This is a genomic window from Pontibacter brevis (assembly GCF_054779655.1).
In genome coordinates this window covers 1-22,367 of record NZ_BAAGXV010000080.1, presented here as the reverse complement: position 1 = coordinate 22,367, position 22,367 = coordinate 1, and the positions used below count along the sequence as shown (strand labels likewise).

The window sequence follows — 22,367 nt, the reverse complement described above, 5'->3', positions numbered from 1 at the left end:
AGTGTTCTTGTCACCCTCCTGCTAGCACCTGCTTTTCAACCGTTACTTCCAATAGCATGTGCCTCCAAAAAGCCCTGCTGGTTCTTACCCCTGCATAAGCCCGCAATGTGACAACAGTCACAGACTTTGTGCAGCCCCCTATCTACCTTTGTTTCATAAGTTCAGGAAAAAAGAAGTAAGAAAACATGAAAATAAAGCAGTTTGAAGACAAAGGATTGGCACATTACTCCTACGCAATCCTAAGCGAAGAGAAGAAGGAGATAATTTTAATTGATCCGGCCCGCGATCCCCAGCCTTACTATGAATATGCCAAGGCGAATGACGCCCGCATTGTAGGGGTGATAGAAACGCACCCGCACGCCGATTTTATCAGTTCGCACTTTGAAATACACCTGGAAACAGGGGCTACTGTTTATGCACATAGCCTGGTGGAGGCTGACTACCCGCACCAGGCCTTTGATGAAGGCGCTGAACTGCAGCTTGGCGAAGTGAAACTCAAATCCCTGCATACGCCGGGCCATTCCCCTGATGGCGTCAGTATCGTGCTGGAGCAGAATGGAGTAGACGAGGCTGTATTCACTGGCGACACCCTTTTTATAGGCGATGTGGGGCGCCCGGACCTTCGGGAAAGTGCTGGCAGTGTAACAGCCAAACGGGAAGAACTGGCCCGCCAAATATACCACAGCACCCGCGAAAAACTCATGAAGCTGCAGGATGAGGTAGTCGTATACCCGGCACACGGTGCAGGTACCCTCTGCGGCAAAGGCCTTAGCGAGGCCAGCAGTAGCACAATCGGCGCAGAAAAAAAGACGAACTATGCGTTGCAGCCAATGAGCGAAGAAGCATTTGTGAAACTCATTACAGAAGACCAGCCGTTTGTGCCGAAGTATTTCGGTTATAATGTGGCGCTGAACAAGAAAGGCGCACCCGCTTACCAGGAGTCGCTGAAACGCGTAAGAAGGCTGGAAAAAAACGCTGAACCGGAAACAGGTGCTGTCGTGGTAGACGGCCGGCCGCAGGAGCAGTTCAAGAAAAGCCATAGAAGGGGCGCCATCAACATTCAGAACGGCAACAAGTTTGAGACGTGGCTGGGTAGTATAGTGGGCCCGGATGAAAAATTCTACCTAGTGACAGCAACCGAAAAAGCATTAAATGAGCTTCTTGAAAAAGCTGCCAAAATAGGTTATGATTTAAATGTAGCAGGCGCCTTTTTGTACGACAAGGAAGGTGGTGAAGCCAGTTCCATTTTCAGCAAAGATGCATTTACAGCCAACCAGCAGGATTTCACAATCCTGGACATCCGGAACAACAGTGAGACAGGAGCTGGAAAATTCTTTGACCAGGCCCTCAGTATTCCTCTACCAGAACTAAGGGAGCGCGCCCATGAGATACCCGGGGATAAACCTGTTGTGGTACATTGTGCCGGCGGCTACCGGTCGGCAGTTGGCAGCAGTGTACTGGAAAGCCTGCTTCCGGTTGAAGTACTCGACATGGGCGAAGCCGTGACAGAGTTAAAGGAAAAACAGAAAGCTGCATGAGGCAGGAAAAACAGCAGTTCTCCGGGCAGCAGGAGTTAAATGTACGTGTTGTCCGGGGGCTTTGCTTCCCTAACCTGCCGAAGAATGAAGCACCTGCATGTGCCGTTCTCTTTTCCTGTACCAGATAGAGAAGAAGGCAATTGCCAGTAACAGTTCTGCCAGGTCACCTCCATAGTACATGAATTTTGCAGCGTCCTGAATTTCTTCCAGGGCATGTGGTGTATTTCGTGGAAAGGTGTAGGCGTACATGAACTTACTGAGATAGGCATGGCTTGCGATTCCTGCAAACAGCACGATAAGGCGCAGGCGCATCCCGGGGCGGCGAGGGGCAGGATCCGGTCCTGCAATAGCCCATACAAACAGATACCCTGCAGCCAGAAAATGGAAGTGCACCAGGTAGTGCAGGTACGGGTTATGCAGCATGGCTGCGTACAGGGGTGTCAGGTAAAGCAGGTACATGCCGCCTATGTTCAAAAAAAGCGCCGTGACCGGATGGCTCAAAAAATAAAAGGAGCGGCTGCCCAGAAAAGCTGTAACCTTCCTGGCTCTTTTAGCCGGAAGCGCACGCAATGCCACCGTAAGCGGAGCCCCGAGCACCAGGCCAAGTGGTGCCAGCATGCCAATCAGCAGGTGCTGCACCATGTGTCCGCGCAAATCATGGTGGGCGTACCGGACCAGCGGTGGCCACATGGCAACAGCCAGCAAGCTAACTCCGCAGGCAAAACTGACAGTGCGCCAGTTGCTCCAGGGCCGGGCAGATTTCTGCTCCTGCCAGACAGCAGTCAGGTAAATACCTAAAACACAGGTCAGCACTACAAAGGGCAACCACACCGAAGGATTACCATAAGCTGTGGCGTGTTCGTTCATCTCCATATCCGGCAGGATTAGTTGTTTCTCCTCGCAGAGCCAGCACGATGCGGCGCAGTTGAACGGGCACGTTTGGCTAACCAGGCTCCTGTAAGCAGCAGAACGACACCTGTAAGATTCCACGCCAGATCATAAATTAGAAGATCATCCACCCCATACAGCACCTGGTGCACCCGAAGCACTTTGTGGTCAATAATGCCATCGAAAAGCTGAAAGCCACCTGCTCCGAAAAAAAAGCCCGCCCACGCCCACTGAGGCGCCAGCGCATGACGGCGGCGCAGGTCAGCGAACAGAAAGAACCCGCCTATAATGGCGAGCAGTTCAAAGGCATGCAGCAGGCCATCGCTCAGCAAGCCGATTGCAGGTGTGGAGCGGTCGTAAAAGTGGTGCCAGGCCAGTAGCTGGTGGAAAATGATTTCATCTACTGCAGCCATTAAACCAATACCGATGATGACGGCGGTCCACATGGAGCGGGAGGCCTCTGTACGCGACGGACTATCCATAGGTCTTAAACATTTTCACTTTGAACGGCATTGATTCGCTATTGTTTTAGGTCAGCAAAGCCAGAAGAATGCAGGAAAGAAGGCACCGGCAGAACAGCTTTTTAACTTCACTACGCTCCTGCTGTGTGATAAATGTCACGTTAGCTACAAAACAGATTTTTTAGTTTTGCATCCGTATTCCAGGTGCAGCCTTATTGCCAGGCTGCAAAAGAGACAACATTTAAATTTTAGCAAATAAATAACGCATGGAACAATTCATCGAATGGGTGAGCCAACCGTGGCCATGGTATGTAGCAGGCCCCTTGATAGCCTTCACTATGGTACTACTGCTGCTTGTTGGGAAGAGCTTTGGTGTATCTGACACCTTAAGAACTACCTGCGCCATAGGAGGAGCAGGAAAAATAAGTGAATTCTTTGACTATGACTGGAAAAAGGAAGTCTGGAACCTGCTCTTTGTGCTGGGCGCTGTCATCGGTGGATTTATCTCTTCCACCTGGCTACAGCAACCCGATCCGATCCCGCTTGGGCAGGATACGATTGTGAAGCTACAGGAACTAGGCATCAGTAACCCCGGGGAAAATTACCTTCCGGAAGAAATCTTTAGCTGGGAGAGCCTCCTCACGTTGAGAGGGTTTGTGATGCTGGTTATAGGGGGATTCCTGATAGGTTTTGGGACACGCTATGCAGGAGGCTGTACATCAGGGCATGCCATCAGCGGCCTGAGTAACCTGCAGCTGCCCTCCCTGATTGCTGTGATTGGCTTCTTTATCGGAGGCTTAATCATGACCTACCTCCTGCTCCCTTTAATCCTGGCACTATAAAATCAGAGACAACATGAAATACTTCACTTATTTAACTATCGGCACCTTGTTTGGGATTATCATGACCAAATCCCAGGCCATCTCCTGGTACAGAATCTACGAGATGTTCCGCTTCGATGCCTTTCACATGTATGGCATCATCGGCTCGGCTGTCCTACTGGGTGTTATTAGTGTCGCCATCATCAAAAAGTTTAACATAAAAACGACGGCAGGTACTCCCATAACATTTAAACCCAAGAACATGAGCATTCCGCGCTACCTCTTTGGCGGCACCATCTTCGGGCTGGGCTGGGCCATGACAGGCGCCTGCCCAGGACCTATTTACACGCTAATCGGAAACGGTTACAGTGTGATTCTGGTGGTACTTTTCAGCGCCATTCTGGGCACACTAACTTATGGCATGTTAAGAAATAAGCTTCCTCATTAGGGGAGGCTTTTGTAATTCAGGAACACTGTGTGACAATAGTCACTGTAGCCGCTCACGGGCTACCCTACCTTTGCATTGTTAGTTTGAACAATGCAAAAATGGAAATAATCGGATACTTTGCGGCCTGGTTATCGGGCTTTCCTTAGGACTTATTGGCGGGGGTGGTTCTGTTTTAACGGTACCGGCACTTGTGTACCTGCTGGGGCTGCCCCCTGTCATTTCAACGGCATATTCGCTCTTTATCGTGGGCCTCACCAGCCTCGTTGGCAGCTATAAGTTCTACCAAAGGGGGCTGGTCAGTTTTAAGACAGCCTTTGTTTTTGGTCTCCCATCCATCGTGTCGGTTTATGCCACCCGCCGCTACATAGTGCCGGCCATTCCGGAAAACATCTTCACGATTGGCGGCTTCGAGGTAACAAAAAACATCCTGCTCATGCTCTTGTTTGCAGGCCTGATGGTAGTAGCCTCCATCAGCATGATCAGGCAAAGTAACAGGTCTAACAGCAATAGTTCTACAAACACAACTCCTGGTTTGCCTGGAAATACAAACAAGCAGGTAAAGCCGGCATTCAACTATGGCGGCATTCTGGCGGAAGGTGCTGTAGTGGGTACCATAACTGGCTTAGTAGGTGCGGGAGGCGGTTTTCTCATCATTCCGGCACTGGTACTCTTCAGCAAGCTGGATATGAAGCTGGCAGTGGGTACTTCCCTGCTTATCATCGCATCAAAATCGCTCGTTGGCTTTGCTGGGGACATCTACAATTACCAGATAGATTGGGGCTTCCTGAGCGTTTTCTCAGCTCTTTCCATTGCAGGCATCTTCCTGGGCACTTTCCTGTCCACGAAAATACAGCCAGACAAACTAAGAAAGGCCTTTGGTTGGTTTGTACTTGTGATGGGTATGTACATCATCGGGAAAGAGTTGTTCTTCTGATACATCGATGTAGCACCCATTGCGGAAAAGGGAATAGATTAACCCTATCTTTGTGTAAGAAGGTTGAAAAGCTGTCGCATATTTTAGCGGCTAAAACAGTATCATCATGAACAGGCGTAATTTTTCCTTAAAAGATATTCCCGGTTGGGCCATGATGCTGGCAGTCTTTGGCGTGCTGTATGCCACAGGACTTCATACAGAAGCCATTGGGCAGGTGCAGCGACTGCTGCTGGCAACCGGCATCAGGAAGGCAGATATACCTGATCCGGAAGGTGAAAGTAGCGAAGCAGCGGAGCGCACTGCTGCAGGAATTACAGGTATGGCAGGCACGGGCTTTAGAATGACAGGGTTAGATGGCAAAACGGTGCCCTTCGAAAGTTTGAAGGGTAAGGTTGTCTTTCTGAATATTTGGGCCACCTGGTGCCCGCCCTGTATTGCTGAAATGCCAAATATTCAGCGTCTGTACGAAAAAGTGGGCTCAGACAAAATTGCCTTTGTGCTCCTTTCTGTGGATGAGGGCGGCCAGGAGAAAGTCAAAAAGTTTATTCGCAAAAAAGGCTATACCTTCCCGGTATACATGCCAGCCAGCACATTCCCGCAGGAGTTTCACTCGGATGCCATACCAACCACATTCATTATCTCGCCGGAGGGCCAGATTGTGGCTAAACAGGAAGGAATGGCGGAATACGATACAAAAGAAGTGCGGGAGTTTCTGCAAAGTATGGTAACGCAAGAGTAGGTGGAAGTACATGAATGCTGTACAAGCTGCCGTAGAAATTGCTGGTAAAGCATGTTCTGCGAGTGTAGCTAAGGAAGGAGCTTTAGGAGAAAGGACATAACTTAAAAGCAAAAGCGGCAGCAGAGGTTTCTGCTGCCGCTTTTGCTTTTTGAATGAGAGCGGTTTCTTTTTACGCGGTTAAGTGCTTTGAAGAGAATAATGCCGCAGCCATTCCTCCGCTTTTAGTCTATCATCGAATACCATGGCCTTAAAGGCTTTTAGATCATGGTGAAATTTAGAGGCGGATGATTCACCGAAAGTTTCTGGTGTGCAAATCATAGCGAAGTGTTTTAATCCCGATTTGGCGGCACGTGGAGCCCAATCGTTCAGCACCCATTCCATTGAATGATCCCAGGAACCCAGAATCAACCGGGTATCATTCAGCACACAACTATAACCTGCCAATTGCAGAGCCTCTATGTAAGCATCTGCTCCTCTCCTGACATTTTCTGCTGTCAGGTAGCCCATCCAGTTAACATACATCCACTTGTTTCTGGTGTCTCTTTCTATTGTTAAGTACACTCTGCCAAAGGCATTCTTTAACTCCTGTCTCATATTATCTTATGAAGCGGCTTGTTTTATGAAGCGGCAAAAGGTAACAACCCTTTCGCTGATTTAAAGGAAAATTATTTTATTAGGGAAGCAGGTAAGATACGAGCGCAACAGGTGTACAGGTTTAAGCAAAGGTAAACCAACAGAGCAGCCAGTCTATTACTGTGAACAGTTACGAGAGAAAGTCTACCCTTATCTGTACTCTCTCCTTTTCGATTGGTGTCAGGAGCGTTACCGCTACCTTATCACTTTCATCGTAGTACCGGGCGATACCTTTGATAATACCCACGGCAACTGCTGCCATTCTGCGCTTTGAGTAGTAGTCGACAATCAATTGCCTGCTGCCCTTCTTTGTCACCAGCAGCATCGGGGGGCTGGTCCGGTTATCCTCTGTTCTCACTGCACCGTGCATTGCCCTCTCTGTATTTAAAAGCAGGTCGTAGGTGCGCCATTCAAGGTTAACGTACTTCTTATACACCAGGAGCAGGTCCGGCACCAGGAATACACCGTACTTCTCCATCAGTTGGTGCGAGGGTATCCCGGTAGTTTCAGAAGCTGTTTGCACGATAGTGAAGATCTCACTTGTCGGGTACATCTCGTGCATCTGGTAGGGTTCGTGTCTGATGCCGGCCGCATCAAGCAACTTTACCCACGTACTGTAATCGTATTCATTCTCAACAAAGCGCTTCAGCAGGACGAAAATCAAACCGTGCATCCTGTCTTCGTTAGAAATAGTGTTACTCATATGGTATTTCTAAGAGTTGTGGCTCTGTTTATTTCTCATCCTTCAACCACGCAACAGCATCTGCTTTGGCTGTAAAGTTTTGTACTTCAAAAGGAAGCGCAAACGACTGCCTGATGTGCCTGATATTCCCTTCTGCCGTTGCCTCCACATCAGCGCTTGCAGACTGTACCCTTGCCACCTTCTGCACCCGCGTTCTCATCAAACCGGCTGTTAAGTAAAGAGCTATTTCCCTGCTTTCCTCATCACTGACAGAAATAACTGTTCTGGTGGAATCAAGCAGCAAACGCTTCACGTCATAATGTTTAATTGTATCAATCAGGGTATCTATGCTACGCTTAATTTCGGAGAGCAGGAAATCGTGCAGGTCGGGGTACTCTACGGCTAAAATGTCAGTAGCCGGTTCATAATCTAATTTTATCAGACTGTTATCAAACAGAACCATTCGTGTATAAAGTTATTCTATCGGTAAAGATAAAGGTATATTGAGTTTTGTTGGTAAAACATTAATTGATGCATCTTAGTGCTATGGATGCCGCCTTTTCTTTTTACCTAAATCATAAAGCTTCATTTACAGGCCACAATTGAAACAGCTCCAGCATGTTATGAAATTGATTTCATTAAGGTACCGAAGGTATGCCATTGAACAGGTTTAGAAAACACACCAATATACCAGCCCTGACTGGTTTTTTCTGTATGGAAACAACTTCTACTTATAGGGGGAAGGGCTGATAGAAGTCCAGCCACCATCTATTACCAAAGACTGTCCCGTTATATGCCGGGCATTTTCCGACACCAGGAACAGGGCCGCATGTGCAATATCAGCGGGGTAAGCAGGCCGCCCCATGGGTGTAATTGCAGACCAGGTTTTTTCATACTCCCCGTCTTCAGCAGTTCTTTCTGTGAGTGTTGCCCCGGGAGCCAGCGCGTTCACATTTATGCGATAAGGGGACAGTTCAATTACCAGGTGCTTGGCCAGCATCTCGAGGGCAGCTTTGGTCATACCATAGGCTGCCAGGTTTTTATGTGCCTGGTGGCCCGTAACGGAAGACATAAACAAAATGCTTCCGCCCGATTGCTGCTTCATGATCTGCCTGGCTGCGGCCTGCGCCAGAAAGAAACTTCCACCAAGGTTCATCTGTGTCACTTTCTGCAGGTCTTCGGGTGCGTAGGTCAGGAACTCACCGAACACTGTGATGCCCGCGTTGGCAATGGCAATAGTCAGCTTCCCGAACTCCGAAACGGCGGTGTTCACCATCTGCTGGATAAACTGCGGATCAGCTGCGTTTCCGGCCAGCCCTAGGCAGGTGCCATACTCTTCCTGTATACTTTTGGCAGCTTTTGCTGTTAGTTGTTCGTCAATATCATTCAGCAGCACGGCTGCTCCCTGCTTTGCCAGTTCCTGGCATATTCTAAAGCCAATCCCCTGCCCTGCCCCAGTGACAATGGCTACCTGATGTTCGAAAGACGCTCCTGCCATAAAGTATGATGATTTGTATCCTGCTATCCTAAATACTGCAATTTAGAAAGCCTCCTTCGGCTCCTTATGCAGTGCTAAACGCAAACTGCATACGGAAAGCAGAAGTGTTAAAGGTGTAAAAACTATTTTTTCAAATTCGTTTACAGACAGCATGTTCCCCAGCGTGTTTAAAAGGAAGACCACAAACATGACCCATAAAGCTACTTTTAATACTTTCCGGTTCACGGCAATCTTCAGGATACCTCCATATACATACTCCCACTGTCACCAGCATGAGGAGGTTCACAGCAATGGACATTCCTTCAAAATACAGCATCTGTGTATGATGCTTCAGCCTTCCGCCCCACACCATTTCGTACGGAATAACGCCGATCAGAATGGACAGGTGTAACAATACAAAGAGCGACAGGATAACCAGCAACCCAATAGTAGAAAGGGATTTTGTGTCAAAGCTTTTCATAGATTTTGTATCAAGACAAAGGATGCTTCTGCCAGCTGTTAGAGCTAGTCTAGTCTCTGCCTTACAATAGAAACTTGCTTTAAATATATAGTTTCCTGAAATGTATCTCATGATATAGCTAAACTTTTATCTGCGCTGCCTATGAGGAAAAAACATGAGTCACCTTTTGTATAAGTTTAACTAAGCTTTCGCAGCTGTTATTTTTCTCGCTCCACTGATTGGATAACCTTCATCAGTGGATTACTGCCTGGATTAAGAACTTTAAATACAGTGCTGCTGCAGGCATGGAACCAGCGGCATTCCAAATTGCTTTGATACGAACAGACGTGATATCACTAACCCTTTTATCTGTACCTTTGCGGGCTAATTCCTTTTTATGACACGCAAGAGATATTTTACACTGATTATTATACTTGGTACACTTACGGCGCTGGGGCCTTTTTCCATCGATATGTACCTACCTGGTTTTCCGGCCATTGCAGAAGGCCTGAATACTACGGTAGCAGATGTTTCACTGACTTTATCCAGTTTCTTTATTGGCATTTCTGCTGGCCAGTTGTTATATGGTCCCCTTATGGACAGGTTTGGCAGAAAGAGGCCGCTTTACCTCGGGCTTGCCGGTTACCTGTTGGCCTCCGTTGCCTGTGCTTTTGCCACCTCTATCGAAGCCTTGATAGTGTTACGATTTGCACAAGCAGTATGTAGCTGTGCCGCTGCAGTGGCCTCCGTCGCCATGGTGCGCGATTTGTTTCCGGTGCAGGACAATGCGAAAGTATTTTCGCTGCTGATGCTGGTGGTGGGTGTCTCCCCTATGATTGCCCCTACTGTTGGAGGATACGTGACAGCAGGTTTCGGCTGGGAGGCCGTATTCCTTATTCTGGCCGGCATGGCAGCTGTTATTCTGGCTGCCGTGTATTTTGGCCTTCCCGAAAGCAGCAAACCGGACCCCAGTTATTCACTGAAGCCAAGGCCCATTTTATCTAAATTCCGCCTGGTGCTGAAAGAGCCTCATTTTTATACCTACGCATTAGCAGGTGCTGTTTCGTTCTCCGGTTTGCTGGCTTACGTCTCTGGTTCCCCCCTGCTGTTTATGGAGATTTTCCAGGTAAATGAGAAAGAGTACGGCTGGATATTCGCTTTTCTCTCTACTGGGCTGATTGGGGCCAGCCAGGTAAACAGCATCCTCCTGCGCAGGTACCGCAGCGAGCAGCTTATAGTTACGGCGCTTCTTTGCCAGCTGGTCATCGGCGCTGTGTTGCTGTTGGGCACCATGTATGGCTGGTTAGGGCTGTTCTCTACCATTGCCTGTATCTTCCTCTTTTTATGCTGCCTTGGCTTTACGTTTCCGAATGCTTCTGCTCTTTCCCTGGCACCATTCACCAAAAACGCCGGGAGTGCATCCGCGCTGATGGGTGCTACACAAATGGGTATAGGCGCACTGGCAACTGTTCTCCTGAGCCTTTTCAGCAATCATTCTGCCGTACCAATGGCTGCCGTGATGGCTGCATCAGCCCTGCTGTCCCTGCTGATTTTACTTCTGGGCCAGCAGATCATCCAGGCAAGGGGAATTACGTATCAGGCAGACAGTACAACTGCCGGAGCGATTCATTAAACCCGCTTCAGGCGGGTCTTTTACATTAATCTAACACAGGAGAATTACAGATGGCACGCGACAAAGACGCAATCCTACACCTCTACGATAAAATATTGCCTGCACTGGCAACCCGAATTCATCAGAACTTAACAGAAATCACGCCCCTGTTCCATGACTTCGGGCTGGAGAAAATAGTGGATGTTTGGACAAAGGATCCGGACGCAAGCACTGACACGCCCATCAGCATCGAGAACGGGAATGTGCAGTTTATGGGCTTAAGGCTTCGGCTGGAAGGGTTCCAAAGGGCAGGTGCACCGCCCTTCGACATAACAAAAGACCTGCTCTTTAAGCTGGGGCACACGACTTATGAAGTGGGCCCTGGTAAGAATACAGTATGGCTGGAAAAGGTGTATTTTGAAGGCTGGACCGAAAGCGAGACGGCAGATGTTGCGCAACGCTGGTCAGAGGAAATCATAGACGAGATAACCCAGCGCCTGGAAAAGCTGACATAAGGCGCTACAGGATAAACGACAGGCCTCACACCGGAGATTCTGTGTTTTTTCCGCTATGGTTGCTAAAGATACGTTTAAGCTTCTTTCAATCAGGCGGCAAATTCAACTTCAGTCACTTAACCCAGATACCTGATGCGTATGGCTCTGATTGGCTAAAGCAGCGAGATATCTTTTATATAGATGCGCCTGCGGTCGTACTTAATCAGTCCCTGCTTTTCCAAGCACTCAGAAGGGTGCTCACGCTCTGGCGGCAGGTAGCCGTAAGTTTGGCGATATCAGAATGTGTAAGCCCCAGCTTAAATCAATTTGTTCAGGTGCACCGGCAATCACCCTCCCATGCTCCTGCACAATATTATGTTGGCCTCTTAAAGCTGCAGGCTTAGGTATAGGTGTTAAAGAACTAAAAGGCAGCATTTTAGTCACCACACTGTATTTCCGAGCCCTCCTTTGCCTGTTGCACCAATACGTTACTCTTCCTGCTTATTCCTGCCACTGGAGTACATTCTTTTAACCAGAAAGCCTAAGGCAGCTATAAAGCTATACGCAGCCAGGGTAGCCGGCTGCATGTGAAGTGCGCTTCACTAGTGCTGCATCGTCTTTGTTTGCTCCTTCCCCAGCACGTTCAGTGCAGCCCGAAAGCCCTTGGCCAGGCCTGTTGCCGGACCCTGCCCATAATAGTGCAGGAAGAACATGCGCGGGTCGTCTCCCAGCATATGGTTGTGCAGGGCCACTACCTCCAGGCCGTTCTGCCGCAGGGTCTTTATGACAGGGTTTACTTCATGCTCCAGCATGGCAATATCTCCGGCTATGTGTGCCTTGTCTTTCGTACCGGCAAAGGAAGCCCAGGAATTCAAACCGATGGCCGCTGTCAGCTCTGCTCCCATTGCTTTTATAGTCAGGTCATCCCGCCCTACCGTGTATTTATAGGTGGGGCCATTTACACTGCCCTTGTGCTTGACAATGGCATCCAGCGCGGGTATGTCAAATTTCTCCGTTGCCGGCTGTTCTGTACTGCCTGCCGATTTCGGTTGATTCGCAGGATACAGCTTGCTGTCTTTGATAGTAGCGGCATATTTCCGGGCAAGATCTGCCGGTTCCCCTACCCCGTGCACGTGCATGTAGAAAGTGCGCGGCTCCTCATAAAAGAAGTGGTTGTGGATGGCGCTTACCTCCAACCCGTTGGCATGGGCCGCCGAAATAAGGGGGTTCACTTCTTCCTGCAGAAGTACGGTATCGCTCATCAGCACAGCAGACTTGCCGTCCAAGGTTTTCTTAAGCGCAACCCACCCCCCGAACCCAAAGGAAGTTGGCACCGACTCCCCTTTTATCTTTACCTTCAGGTCGTTGCGCGGCAGCGAGATGTTGAGTGTAGCCTGCTCTTCGTTATAATTGCCTTTCTTGCCTACCGCAGCCTCTATAGCTGCCATCTCCTGCGCACTTAACGGGGGTGTCTTAGCACTTTGTGGGGTTCGGGTAACAGTAGCCAGCACACGCTGTACATCGAGTAGGCTGGCAGCTCCCAGCAGGGCCGTTGTACGCAGTACCTGGCGTCGGTTGACGTAGAATGGTTTCATAGCAATGTTTAGATTTTGAAAAGAAATAAACTAAATTCTGATCTCACAATCAGTACTGTTACAGCTTATACGTGTTTGCCAGCAAATGATCCTTCCTTTAAAAAAGAGCAGGCAAGTAACTGTTTCACCTGTTTGCCTTCCCTTCTGCCCTGACTTTTAGGTGCATCAAACAATTCAGGTCTCCCCGCTTTTCATCAGCAAAGACAAGATGCCTGCAAGCTCTTTGGCCGAGAGATACCCTCCTTGTTGATAGACTATTTCCATATCAGCGTTCAGTATACAGACAGCCGGATAAGACAATTGCCCGTTCACACTGCCCAGCTGCTCAGCCAGTTCGTGCACTCCTGTACCGTTGCCTGTTGGCCTGTACCTGAAGGTATGGCCGTGAAAGTGGATGTCCTTCTTCTCTTCCGCATTCAGGGAAACAAAATAAAAGCTTTGGTTCAGTTCTTTCACCACGCGCTCATCCCGCAGTGTGCTCAGCTTCATCCTGCCGCAATACCTGCACCAGTCGGTGAAAATAAAAACCACAACCGATCTTTTCTCTGCCTGTTGCAGGCTGTCCAACTGCTCAAACCGGAACGTATCTGGCTGGGCCAGGACAGGCTGGGACTGCAGGTTTGCTTTCATGATAAGCAAAAAAATCAACAGTACTTTTTGCATAGACTTCATTATTTTATTTTTACCCTTACCCCCAGAAATCCCCTGATGCCCTGGTTGGGTGCGTACACATAAGCAGGGTCAAATGTCAAAGCATAAGGGTTATTTGGAGTCGGCACCGCTTGTCCATTGCCATCAAACTGAACTTCCCTGTCGAATGGATCGTGTGACCTTGCAATGCTGTAAGCTGCCGGTGTGAAATTGAGCAGGTTCTTTATACCACCGTAAATCTCCAGTATGCCGCCGGGGCTGCCCCAGGTGAGTTGTATGTTCTGGATACTCCACCAGGGAGAATATTCCGGTCTCGGGTCTAGTCCCCCCAGCAAAGGCAGGCGCATAGGGCTATATAGGTTTCCTGTGTAGTCTATTCCCAGGTTCAGCTGTTCTACCTTATAAGTAACAGCCCATGTACCGGTCCACTTCTCGGTGAGAACCTGCCGCTGCTTTTCTATGCTACCACTCTCATCCGCTTCTTTCGAGTACACATCCATGTAAGTACCCCCCGCCAGCACCTTCAGCCCATTCAGGAACTCCACATCCATGTTCAGGGTGAGGCCCTGTGTTACTGCATGGCCCCGCAGGTTGGCATAGATAATCCTGTTAGGGTCGGTGTCGTAATCTGCCAGGATGCGGTTGTTGAAGTAGGTGTACCAGGCGGTCGCATCAAAGCCTATGAAGGCGCCGTTTCCGGCAACCATTTTCTTTATGTAGTTTACATTGACATTGTAGCTCTTCTCCGGGTCGAGTTCCTCCTGCACGTCCACTATTCTGGACCCGGTAAGGGCGGCATGCTCTTCCGTGAAAAGATTCACCACACGAAAACCCGTCCCGGCATTCAGGCGCAGAGTATTGTTATCGTTGAGCGCCCACTTGTAGGCCAACCTGGGCGTAAAGATGTTGCCGTGCCTGGAGTTATAGTCGTAGCGCATACCCAGCAGCAGCTTGTGTTGTTCCGTGAGGGTAATCTCGTCCTGCACAAAGATGCCGGGAAGCCAGGTTCTGTCTGGCATATTCCCCGGGTTTAGGGAATCAGGCCCAGCGGTGGCCGGCGTATTGTCATCGTAGTACGTGTAGCGGAGGGCGGCACCCAGCAGCAAGTCGTGGTTACTTATCTTTTTGTCCCAGGTTAATTGTGAGAAGGCAATTTTCTGGTCGGCAAAAAAGGGTATGTCTCCGTAGTAGGAATTCTGATTGTGGTCGTTGACGGAGAACATCAGGAGCATCTTCTCCTTTACAGGCAGCTGGTAATTACCAATAAGTTCCCACCTGTTTGTGTAAATACTTTCGCCGTAAATACTGTCGTCTCCCCTAAAGGACTTGTTCCAGCGGGTATCACCGCCCCAGCGGTCTTCATAGTAGTAGCGTCCGGCCAGAGATAGCAACCTGTTCTCTTTTCTCTGGAAATTCCATTTCTGGAATACAGAAACCCGGTCCTGCAGCGTCACGTCCGTGAAGCGGTCGCCGTTGTTGTCTTTCGGATTGCTGTAGTTGAAATAATTCACCCCGGTGAGCACCGACGCCTTCCGGCCTGCATTCAGTTTAAACGCCAGATCCGCATTGTACTCCTGCCACGAGGTGGCAAACACATCGGCATAGAACAGGGGTGCGCTGGAAGGCTTCTTCGTTATCACATTTATCAGCCCGCCAACTGCCTCAGAGCCGTAGAGGGAGGAAGCAGGGCCTTTGACAACCTCAATGCGCTCTACCATGGCGTTGGGTATGCCCGAAAGCCCGTAGACGGAGGAGAGCCCACTCACGATGGGCATCCCATCAATCAGGATCATGGTGTAAGGGCCTTCCAGACCATTGATGTGGATGTCTCCCGTGTTGCACACGTTGCAATTCAGCTGAGGCCGCACGCCGTTCACGTTCTGCAATGCATCGAAGAGAGAAGGCGTGGGATTCTTCTTAAAGAAATGCTGGGTATAAACCTCAACAGGAACAGGACTCTCCAGCCGGCTTACCTCCTTTAGGGTGCCTGTTACCACCACTTCCCTGACTTCTGTTGCAGCCGGTGAAAGCTGGAGGTCTGCAATGGCTGTTTGCCCCTCCGCCACCGTCACAGGCATAGAGGCTGCAGCATAACCGACTGCAGATGCATGAATGGTGTAAGTGCCTGCTGGCAAATGACTGATGCGGTAAAAGCCTGAGGCATCACTGGTGGCTCCCTTGGTTGTGCCGGATAGCCCTATACTGGCAAAAGCCACAGGATTTCCCGCTGAAGTAATTCTTCCTGCTATAGTAGCTGTTTGTGCAGATGCAGTGAACGCAGCAAGGAGAAGCATGCAGAAAGATAAAAGCAAAGGTATGTTTGTCTTCATGAAAGATAATTAGATGTACCGCATAAAATATTTTCTATTTTATTGGCCCCAATTTAGACCAATCTAAATTTAATTGCAAGCTCCATCTAATACGTTTCTTTGGGAGTGGTGTTTCAGATAAGGACATGAAAGCCCGGCAAGTAGGGAAACAGGGTTGATTGAAACTTACCACACAAAGAAAATTCTATGAAGATAGGTGTCTCCTATAAATGTTTTAAAAGTGAACGGAGCGCATGTTAAACACGCGCCTTAGCAGACAGCTTAAAAAAAGGCAGCCCCTTCAAGTATCAGGAACTTGAAGGGGCTGCCTTTTTAAATGATGAACAACTACCTCTTACTTACCTTCCAGATAAAGGCCACTCCAATCCCTCGTCTTTGTTTCCCTGAACGGAAGCAGGCTCGGGTAGCATGTTCTGGATGAAAGGCGTCAGGTTACCAGTGGCAGGGTCTACCATCACCACCTGAAAGCCGGCCGGATCCTTGCCTCTCAGCGGGTTGGTGGGTGGTGCTAGGTCACCCCACTCGGCTATGAACACATGCCCGGCCATATCGCCCCAGGATGCCGGCGCCACATTAAGCAGACTTGGGGAGGAGTTAAGCTCATGCCTTCCCAGCGCGTCCGACGGGTTCGGAGGGGTTGCAAGAATAAAGTAACGCGCCTTTTTCCGTATACAATATTTTAACAACACCATTCAAGCTTTGATAACAGTCCTATGCAAGCCAATAACCTAACCTTCAAAAACAAAGAAGGCATCTTACTGAGTGGCCGGCTGGACTTGCCTGCCGACCAAAAGCCGCACAACTTTGCCCTTTTTGCCCATTGTTTTACCTGCAATAAAAATCTGAATGCTGTACGGAACGTAAGCCGTGCGCTCACCATTAAAGGTTTTGGCGTGCTACAGTTTGACTTCACTGGTCTGGGAAATAGCAAGGGTGATTTTTCAGAAACCAACTTCTCCGGTAATGTAGAAGACCTTCTGGCTGCCGCACAATTCCTGGAAGAGCACTACCAGAGTCCGAGCCTGCTGGTGGGGCACTCATTGGGAGGTGCGGCCGCCATACTGGCCGCTTCGCTTCTGGAATCTGTCCAGGCAGTGGCTACCATTGGTTCTCCCTCTCATCCGCAGCACGTGCAGCACCTGTTCCAGAACAACCTCGAAGAGATACAACAATCAGGCAAGGCACTGGTCAATATAGGTGGACGGCCATTCACCATTAAAAAGCAATTTCTGGATGACCTTTCAGAAATGGCGCTGCTCAACGTGGTGAAGGACATGCGCAAGTCCATCCTCATCCTGCACTCCCCGCAGGATACCACCGTAGGCATAGAAAATGCAGCCGATTTATATACCGCTGCCCACCACCCCAAGAGCTTTATTTCTTTGAACGGAGCCGATCATCTGCTAAGCCGGGAAACGGATTCGCTCTACGCCGGTGATGTGATTGCCACCTGGGCCAAGCGTTACCTTCCCTACCATGCAGCACCCAACCTTTCAAGCCAGCACCAGGTGGTGGCCCTGCTCCAGCAAGACGATGTGTTTACGACCAGCATCAAGGCTGGTGACCATTACCTGACTGCCGATGAACCCGTTTCTGTAAAAGGCAATAACTTCGGCCCGACACCATACGAACTGGTAGCCTCCGGCCTGGCTGCCTGCACCGCCATGACAATCAAAATGTACGCCATGCGAAAGAACTGGCCTTTAGAGGATGTGGAAGTGCATATCTCTTATCGGAAAGACCACGCAGAAGACAGCCAAAACCGGAAGGACAAAGGAGCGAAAATAGATGTTTTTGAAAGGGAAATAAGGCTGACAGGTAACCTGGACGAGGCGCAGCGGGAAAGGATGCTGGAAATAGGCAACAAGTGCCCCGTACACAAAATGATGTATAGTGAAGTAGAAGTCAGAAGCAGGTTGATAGAGTAAATCTTTATTCTTTTACATCCTGCAAGTGCTCGTCTTCCTCCCCAAAGCGGGCGTGCTTGTAGTCAATGATGGCGCCTATCAGGGAGGCGTGCACGAAAGTTTGAGGCAGGTTCCCCAGCCACTCTCCCGTTCGGGGATCTCCTTCTTCGGGCATGATGCCTACATCATTCATAAAGTTAAGGGCAGCTCCTAAGGTTGTTTCAACTTTATCCCAGTCTTTGCGCATGACCCAGTACTGCGCCATCCAGAGTGTTCCGGCCAGGAAGGCACCCTCCTTGCCTGAATCGAACTCCACCAGGTGGCGGCGGTAGAGGTTGTCCTGGCAATAGTCCCGCTCCAGCACTTCTACAGTCTTCACCATGGCCTCAGCGTCGGCATCGGTGTAGCCCCAAAGTGGAAAGAGTACGGCACTTATATCGACCTTCTCACTACCAGCATACACAGCATAGGCCCCTTCCGTTGTGAGGCAGTTTTCATTTACATATGCACGTATCTGTTCTGAGGTATCCAGCCAACGTTTCTTTTCTTCGGCATCTTCAGAATGCTCGGCTATGTATTTCAGGCTAATGGATGAAATAACCTTGCTCGAGGTGTAATGGTGTTGCGGAGTTTCTTCCCATATACCGTGATCCGGCTTCTGCCAGTGCTCTACCAGAAATTCAGCGAGCCGCTGAATTGTTTCCCAGTGTTCCCGGGTATTGTAGCGGTTGTAAATAACCTTGGCGGCAATGAGCACATTGCTATTGGCATCGAGCTGCAACTGGTCATTGGCCCCATTGCCATAGCGCACGGGTCTACTGTCTTTGTAGCCGCTAAAAGCAAGCTCCTGCTCCCTTCCTGCAGGTTGGGTGTCTAAGGTCAGCATGGGCACCACAGGCTTTGGAATACGATGCATGGCCGAACACATAAAGCTCAGGAACTTACGTTCTTTTTCACCATCGCTGCCCGCACGGGAAAGAGCACTCACAATCATAGCAGCATCCCGCAGCCAAACATACCTGTAATCATAATTTCGCTCCCCTCCTATTACTTCAGGCAGCGAAGTGGTAGCGGCCGCAATAATGCCCCCGTTCTCGGCATACGTCAGCATGCGCAACAGGCGCAACGACTTCCTTAACTCCTCCTCGTAAGGTCCCTTGTACGTGATGTGGCTGGCTACCTCCCGCCAGTTCTTAAGGCTTATTTCCCTGACCTCCTCCAGTACTTCTTCCGGTGCACCCAAGGCTTTTTCTGCCAGAATGAACCAGGCTTCTTCTCCGGCAGGCACCTGGCAGGAAATGGTCTCCCGCTCTACCACTACCGAATGAGAAGCATAGAAATGAAAATCAAACTCCAGCGTGACATGTTTCTCCCCCTGCTTTTTCAGCACCGGATGCTGCCGCGCATAGTTGGGGCGTGGGCCAAGGTGCATGGTGTAAGGCACCGGTGACTTTGAAAGCCTGCGGCAGATGCCGTAGAAGCGGGCGGTAAGCGGCATCCAGTCCTCCAGCAAAAGAATGCCTGCTTCACTTTTAAGATGCGTCTGGAGCAAACCACTGTCTTCCAGGTACGCCCGCTTTTCAAACTCCAGGCCTTCTGCCTCCAGGATCCAGGCGCCACCTTTTTCAGGATCCAGCAAAGAAGCAAAAAGAGAGGGAGCATCAAAGCGTTTTGGGCAGTACCAGACAATGTTTCCGCGCTTGTCCAATAAAGCGCAGGTCCGGCGATCGCCAATCATGGCCAAATCCGCTGCATTTGTTTCTCTTTTGCCCATATATCCTGTAGTAACTGTTGCTCTTCTAACGGTTCTGCCAGCTTTTAGCTTCATACCAAAAAAGATACAACGCTGCAGGTTATTTTGTTCTGCATGAAAATAGCAGTGAAGGAAGCGGCCAGTTCTCTTCCAGTTAGCACCGTATAGATCAGGAGCACATACCCCCCAGAACATGCCCTCCTTCACCCGGGGGCCCGCAAAAGGACTGTGCAGCTTAACCAAACACAGCATAACCGAATAAACCACAAAATGGAAAACAACAGAGAGGACAAAAACGAAATTGAAAGAGGAATGCGCTTGGCAGCCGAACTCCCCGACATAATGCCCGACGAGGCGGATGAACAGATAAAACCTGTTTACAAGGATATCCAGCAAACGCTGCGCGTGCCGATCGTCAACCTGATCTTCCGGACGCTGGCTAATTACCCGGATTACTTCGTGAAACTTTGGGAGCAGCTGAGCCCGGGCTTCCGCACAAAAGCATTTGAGCAGGCCGCAGACAGCCTGCGCAGGAAAGCCCTGCTGGAGCCGGCTTCGGATGTGTCGGGGATAAACCTGGAGAAGCTGGATGACCTGGAAAAACTGCGGGGGTTCAATGATACCATCCACTACGTCCTTCCCAAGCTCCTCCTCGTCACGACCGCTTTCGAAAAAGCAACTTTTGGCGCAGATAATGAGAAAGACAAGGAGAATAAAGAATCAGAAGATTCCCAGAAAATACCGTTGGGCGCAGCAGAGGGAACAATAAAAGTGGAGATGGTTGATCCGGATAAGGCCTCAGATCGGGTACAGGCCCTCTTCAAATCCATTAAGGAGCGCCATGGGCATCCACTGGTGTCCTCTTACTTCCGGGGCCTCGGCAACTGGCCGGATTTCCTGGAGCAAAGCTGGAACCGTCTCCAGCCAAATGTTGGCTCCTCTGATTACGAGGAGCGTAAGAACACCCTGATTCGTCAATCAGAGAACGTTGTCCGCCACATGCCCCTTCAACAGCTAAAAGAAGCAGGGCTGGATGAAAAGCAAATGGTAGATGTACGTGCAATCCTGGCTGCTTTCCGGCTCAAATTTATTCCGGAAATGCTGCTCGACGCGGCACTTATCAAGGCCATGCTTGATGGGCCTGAACAGGCCTCTTCTTCCCGTTTTAGTGTGGCAGAACCGTAAGGCTAAGGCTCCAAGATGCCGCCTCTGTACAAAGGAAAGTAATCTTGTTCCTCACCAGGCAGGCAAAACTCTTACCTCAGGTTGCCGTTCATCCTAACAAATGATAAACGAAAGTTATGGACTTAAAAAATAAGAAAGTGTTTATAACCGGTGGAAGCGCCGGTATAGGAAAAGCTATCATAAAAGAGCTCGCAGACCGTGGCGTGCAGAACATTGCGGTAATGGGAAGAAGAAAAGAGCCGCTGGAGGCGCAGACAGAGGAGTTCGCATCTGTCAATTTCCTCCCCATTCAGGGAAATGTGGCTCAGTTGGAGGATTTAAACAAAGCTGTTTCTACCATCTCGGAAGCGTGGGGTGAACTGGATATACTCATCAACAATGCGGGAGTAGTGAGCGCCGGATTGCTTACCGATCAGAGTGATGAAGATATCATCAACCAAATCAACATTAATTTTACAGGCTTGGTACTGTTAACGAAAAAGGCACTGCCGCTGCTTCAAAAAAGCCAGGGTGGCGCCATCATGAACATATCCTCGGGCTTTGGATACATCGCCATGCCTTTTTACAGCGTGTATGCTGCAACAAAAGCAGCTGTCGGGCAGTTTTCCGATGCCATGCGTAGGGAGTTGCACCAGTACCCGCTGCACGTCATGACCGTCTATCCTTCCTCTACCGACACAGATATGATGAAGACTGCAAACACAGGAGAAATGGACACGCCTGAGGAAGTAGCGAGAGTCTCTGTAGAAGGCCTGCTGAACGAAGAAATAAATGTCATTTTAGGAGGCAGGGAAAGAGAAGATGCAATCAAAATGAATTTCCTTGAGCCGAAGAAAATGGACGAGTACGCCATTGCCAACTTTGATGGTATGAAAGAGATGGCTAAAACTCACCGCTCCATGTAAGCTGTGCACCCCGCATGAACCACGGCATTACTGTAAACCTTGTGACGGGTCTATTGGTTACTACCGCAATTGTGCGCAGTCAGCCAGGATCTACCACCCAGGATTCAGTTGGTTCTTTCTTTGGCATTGGCAGCAATCATTTCCGGTACCCTGTATTGGCTGTTAACGAATTATATTACATATTTAAGTCTTGTTGAAGCCAAAGTACTTACCCTTTGAGACTATATTAGATTAATATTTTATGAGTGATTATTTAGAGGCCGCAAAGCTGGTCTATGAAGATGCAGCCAATAACCCGCAAAAAGGACTCTGCTGCACCACGACACCTGTATGGCAGCTACCGGAACTTTCTGTCCCTTCTAAAATGCTGGAGATGAATTACGGTTGCGGCTCCACTGTAAACCCACGGGACCTGAGCCACAACCCTACGGTGCTATATGTGGGCGTCGGTGGTGGTATGGAGCTGCTGCAGTTCTCTTACTTTAACCGCAGGCCGGGAGCCGTTATTGGAGTAGACCCCGTAAACAGAATGCTGGATGTTTGTGACGAAAACCTGAACCAGGCGGCACATGAAAACAGCTGGTTTCAGCGCGACTTTATCGAACTTCGCCACGGTGATGCCCTGCACCTGCCCCTGGAAGATGAGTCGGTTGATGTGGCCGCACAGAACTGCCTCTTCAATATATTCAAGGAAGAGGAGCTGGAGGTGGCCTTGTCTGAGATGTACCGCGTACTGAAGCCACATGCCCGACTAGAAGCTATCTCAAAAATACCTAAGCATTATCTTCATGCACGCGAGCAGCAGGAATGCCAGGTAATTATCAGCCTTCTTTTCCTGTCTGACCAAGGTTCTT

The 22,367-nt window shown here is 49.5% G+C and carries 23 protein-coding genes; 11 read left to right on the top strand and 12 right to left on the bottom strand.

From position 1 onward, the window contains the following. Positions 1 to 185: 185 nt before the first annotated feature. Entirely contained in the window at positions 186 to 1,538 is a 1,353-nt protein-coding gene (locus ACYVB1_RS16600) for an MBL fold metallo-hydrolase (protein ID WP_460924914.1), read from the top strand. Positions 1,539 to 1,607: 69 nt separating this feature from the next. On the opposite strand, the gene ACYVB1_RS16595 is transcribed toward ACYVB1_RS16600, so the two are convergent. Both ACYVB1_RS16595 and ACYVB1_RS16590 read right to left on the bottom strand, forming a co-directional pair. Further along, positions 1,608 to 2,411 carry a cytochrome c oxidase assembly protein gene (locus ACYVB1_RS16595; protein WP_460924913.1) on the bottom strand — a complete coding sequence of 268 codons (804 nt, stop codon included), beginning with the start codon at positions 2,409 to 2,411 and terminating at the stop codon, positions 1,608 to 1,610. Between the two features lie 11 nt (positions 2,412 to 2,422). After that, entirely contained in the window at positions 2,423 to 2,908 is a 486-nt protein-coding gene (locus ACYVB1_RS16590; RefSeq protein ID WP_460924912.1) for a DUF2243 domain-containing protein, read from the bottom strand. Positions 2,909 to 3,153: 245 nt separating this feature from the next. Between ACYVB1_RS16590 and ACYVB1_RS16585 the strand changes: the two genes are divergently transcribed. The 4 genes from ACYVB1_RS16585 (at position 3,154) to ACYVB1_RS16570 (ending at position 5,829) form a co-directional block, all read left to right on the top strand. Then, a complete protein-coding gene (locus tag ACYVB1_RS16585) occupies positions 3,154 to 3,729 on the top strand; it encodes a YeeE/YedE family protein (RefSeq protein WP_460924911.1) in 576 nt (191 codons plus the stop codon). A 13-nt stretch (positions 3,730 to 3,742) separates the two neighbouring features. Then, positions 3,743 to 4,156: a DUF6691 family protein gene (locus tag ACYVB1_RS16580; protein ID WP_460924910.1), complete on the top strand. Its 414-nt coding sequence runs from the start codon at positions 3,743 to 3,745 to the stop codon at positions 4,154 to 4,156. 112 nt (positions 4,157 to 4,268) lie between these two features. Beyond that, positions 4,269 to 5,090, top strand: a complete 822-nt coding sequence (locus ACYVB1_RS16575) for a sulfite exporter TauE/SafE family protein (RefSeq protein WP_460924947.1) — start codon at positions 4,269 to 4,271, stop codon at positions 5,088 to 5,090. A gap of 106 nt (positions 5,091 to 5,196) precedes the next feature. Continuing rightward, complete coding sequence (locus ACYVB1_RS16570) at positions 5,197 to 5,829, top strand: TlpA disulfide reductase family protein (RefSeq protein WP_460924909.1); 633 nt, start codon at positions 5,197 to 5,199, stop codon at positions 5,827 to 5,829. Between the two features lie 177 nt (positions 5,830 to 6,006). Here the strand turns inward: ACYVB1_RS16570 and ACYVB1_RS16565 are convergent, their stop codons facing one another. The 5 genes from ACYVB1_RS16565 to ACYVB1_RS16545 form a co-directional block, all read right to left on the bottom strand. Next, positions 6,007 to 6,423, bottom strand: a complete 417-nt coding sequence (locus ACYVB1_RS16565; RefSeq protein ID WP_460924908.1) for an STAS/SEC14 domain-containing protein — start codon at positions 6,421 to 6,423, stop codon at positions 6,007 to 6,009. 169 nt (positions 6,424 to 6,592) lie between these two features. Then, positions 6,593 to 7,165 (bottom strand): heme NO-binding domain-containing protein, encoded by a 573-nt coding sequence (locus ACYVB1_RS16560; protein ID WP_460924907.1) that lies wholly within the window; start codon positions 7,163 to 7,165, stop codon positions 6,593 to 6,595. A 28-nt stretch (positions 7,166 to 7,193) separates the two neighbouring features. Further along, positions 7,194 to 7,607, bottom strand: a complete 414-nt coding sequence (locus ACYVB1_RS16555; RefSeq protein ID WP_460924906.1) for a hypothetical protein — start codon at positions 7,605 to 7,607, stop codon at positions 7,194 to 7,196. 264 nt (positions 7,608 to 7,871) lie between these two features. After that, a complete protein-coding gene (locus ACYVB1_RS16550; RefSeq protein ID WP_460924905.1) occupies positions 7,872 to 8,642 on the bottom strand; it encodes an SDR family NAD(P)-dependent oxidoreductase in 771 nt (256 codons plus the stop codon). Positions 8,643 to 8,772: 130 nt separating this feature from the next. Further along, the gene (locus ACYVB1_RS16545) at positions 8,773 to 9,102 is read right to left on the bottom strand and encodes a hypothetical protein (protein ID WP_460924904.1); all 330 of its coding nucleotides are present in this window, start codon (positions 9,100 to 9,102) and stop codon (positions 8,773 to 8,775) included. 376 nt (positions 9,103 to 9,478) lie between these two features. Between ACYVB1_RS16545 and ACYVB1_RS16540 the strand changes: the two genes are divergently transcribed. Together ACYVB1_RS16540 and ACYVB1_RS16535 are read left to right on the top strand one after the other, a co-directional pair. Further along, positions 9,479 to 10,714, top strand: a complete 1,236-nt coding sequence (locus ACYVB1_RS16540) for a multidrug effflux MFS transporter (RefSeq protein ID WP_460924903.1) — start codon at positions 9,479 to 9,481, stop codon at positions 10,712 to 10,714. 50 nt (positions 10,715 to 10,764) lie between these two features. Continuing rightward, complete coding sequence (locus ACYVB1_RS16535; RefSeq protein WP_460924902.1) at positions 10,765 to 11,208, top strand: hypothetical protein; 444 nt, start codon at positions 10,765 to 10,767, stop codon at positions 11,206 to 11,208. Positions 11,209 to 11,789: 581 nt separating this feature from the next. Here ACYVB1_RS16535 and ACYVB1_RS16530 read toward each other — a convergent pair. The 4 genes from ACYVB1_RS16530 to ACYVB1_RS16515 all read right to left on the bottom strand — a co-directional run bounded on the left by ACYVB1_RS16530 (position 11,790) and on the right by ACYVB1_RS16515 (position 16,455). Continuing rightward, complete coding sequence (locus ACYVB1_RS16530; RefSeq protein ID WP_460924901.1) at positions 11,790 to 12,782, bottom strand: DUF1259 domain-containing protein; 993 nt, start codon at positions 12,780 to 12,782, stop codon at positions 11,790 to 11,792. A 174-nt stretch (positions 12,783 to 12,956) separates the two neighbouring features. After that, positions 12,957 to 13,445 (bottom strand): thioredoxin family protein, encoded by a 489-nt coding sequence (locus ACYVB1_RS16525; protein ID WP_460924900.1) that lies wholly within the window; start codon positions 13,443 to 13,445, stop codon positions 12,957 to 12,959. An 8-nt stretch (positions 13,446 to 13,453) separates the two neighbouring features. Continuing rightward, complete coding sequence (locus ACYVB1_RS16520; RefSeq protein ID WP_460924898.1) at positions 13,454 to 15,763, bottom strand: TonB-dependent receptor; 2,310 nt, start codon at positions 15,761 to 15,763, stop codon at positions 13,454 to 13,456. A gap of 338 nt (positions 15,764 to 16,101) precedes the next feature. Beyond that, positions 16,102 to 16,455 carry a hypothetical protein gene (locus ACYVB1_RS16515; RefSeq protein WP_460924897.1) on the bottom strand — a complete coding sequence of 118 codons (354 nt, stop codon included), beginning with the start codon at positions 16,453 to 16,455 and terminating at the stop codon, positions 16,102 to 16,104. A 21-nt stretch (positions 16,456 to 16,476) separates the two neighbouring features. On the opposite strand from ACYVB1_RS16515, the gene ACYVB1_RS16510 reads away from it, so the two are divergent. Further along, positions 16,477 to 17,691, top strand: coding sequence for a bifunctional alpha/beta hydrolase/OsmC family protein (locus tag ACYVB1_RS16510; protein WP_460924896.1), 1,215 nt, complete (start codon positions 16,477 to 16,479; stop codon positions 17,689 to 17,691). 4 nt (positions 17,692 to 17,695) lie between these two features. Here ACYVB1_RS16510 and ACYVB1_RS16505 read toward each other — a convergent pair whose 3' ends face one another. After that, positions 17,696 to 19,498, bottom strand: a complete 1,803-nt coding sequence (locus ACYVB1_RS16505; RefSeq protein ID WP_460924895.1) for a glycoside hydrolase family 15 protein — start codon at positions 19,496 to 19,498, stop codon at positions 17,696 to 17,698. Positions 19,499 to 19,693: 195 nt separating this feature from the next. Here ACYVB1_RS16505 and ACYVB1_RS16500 point away from each other — a divergent pair, with 195 nt between their 5' ends. The 3 genes from ACYVB1_RS16500 to ACYVB1_RS16490 form a co-directional block, all read left to right on the top strand. Continuing rightward, a complete protein-coding gene (locus ACYVB1_RS16500) occupies positions 19,694 to 20,608 on the top strand; it encodes a halocarboxylic acid dehydrogenase DehI family protein (RefSeq protein WP_460924894.1) in 915 nt (304 codons plus the stop codon). Between the two features lie 116 nt (positions 20,609 to 20,724). Further along, positions 20,725 to 21,513, top strand: coding sequence for an SDR family NAD(P)-dependent oxidoreductase (locus ACYVB1_RS16495; RefSeq protein ID WP_460924893.1), 789 nt, complete (start codon positions 20,725 to 20,727; stop codon positions 21,511 to 21,513). A 241-nt stretch (positions 21,514 to 21,754) separates the two neighbouring features. Beyond that, on the top strand, positions 21,755 to 22,367 hold a 613-nt coding region (locus tag ACYVB1_RS16490), incomplete at its 3' end, for a methyltransferase domain-containing protein (protein ID WP_460924892.1).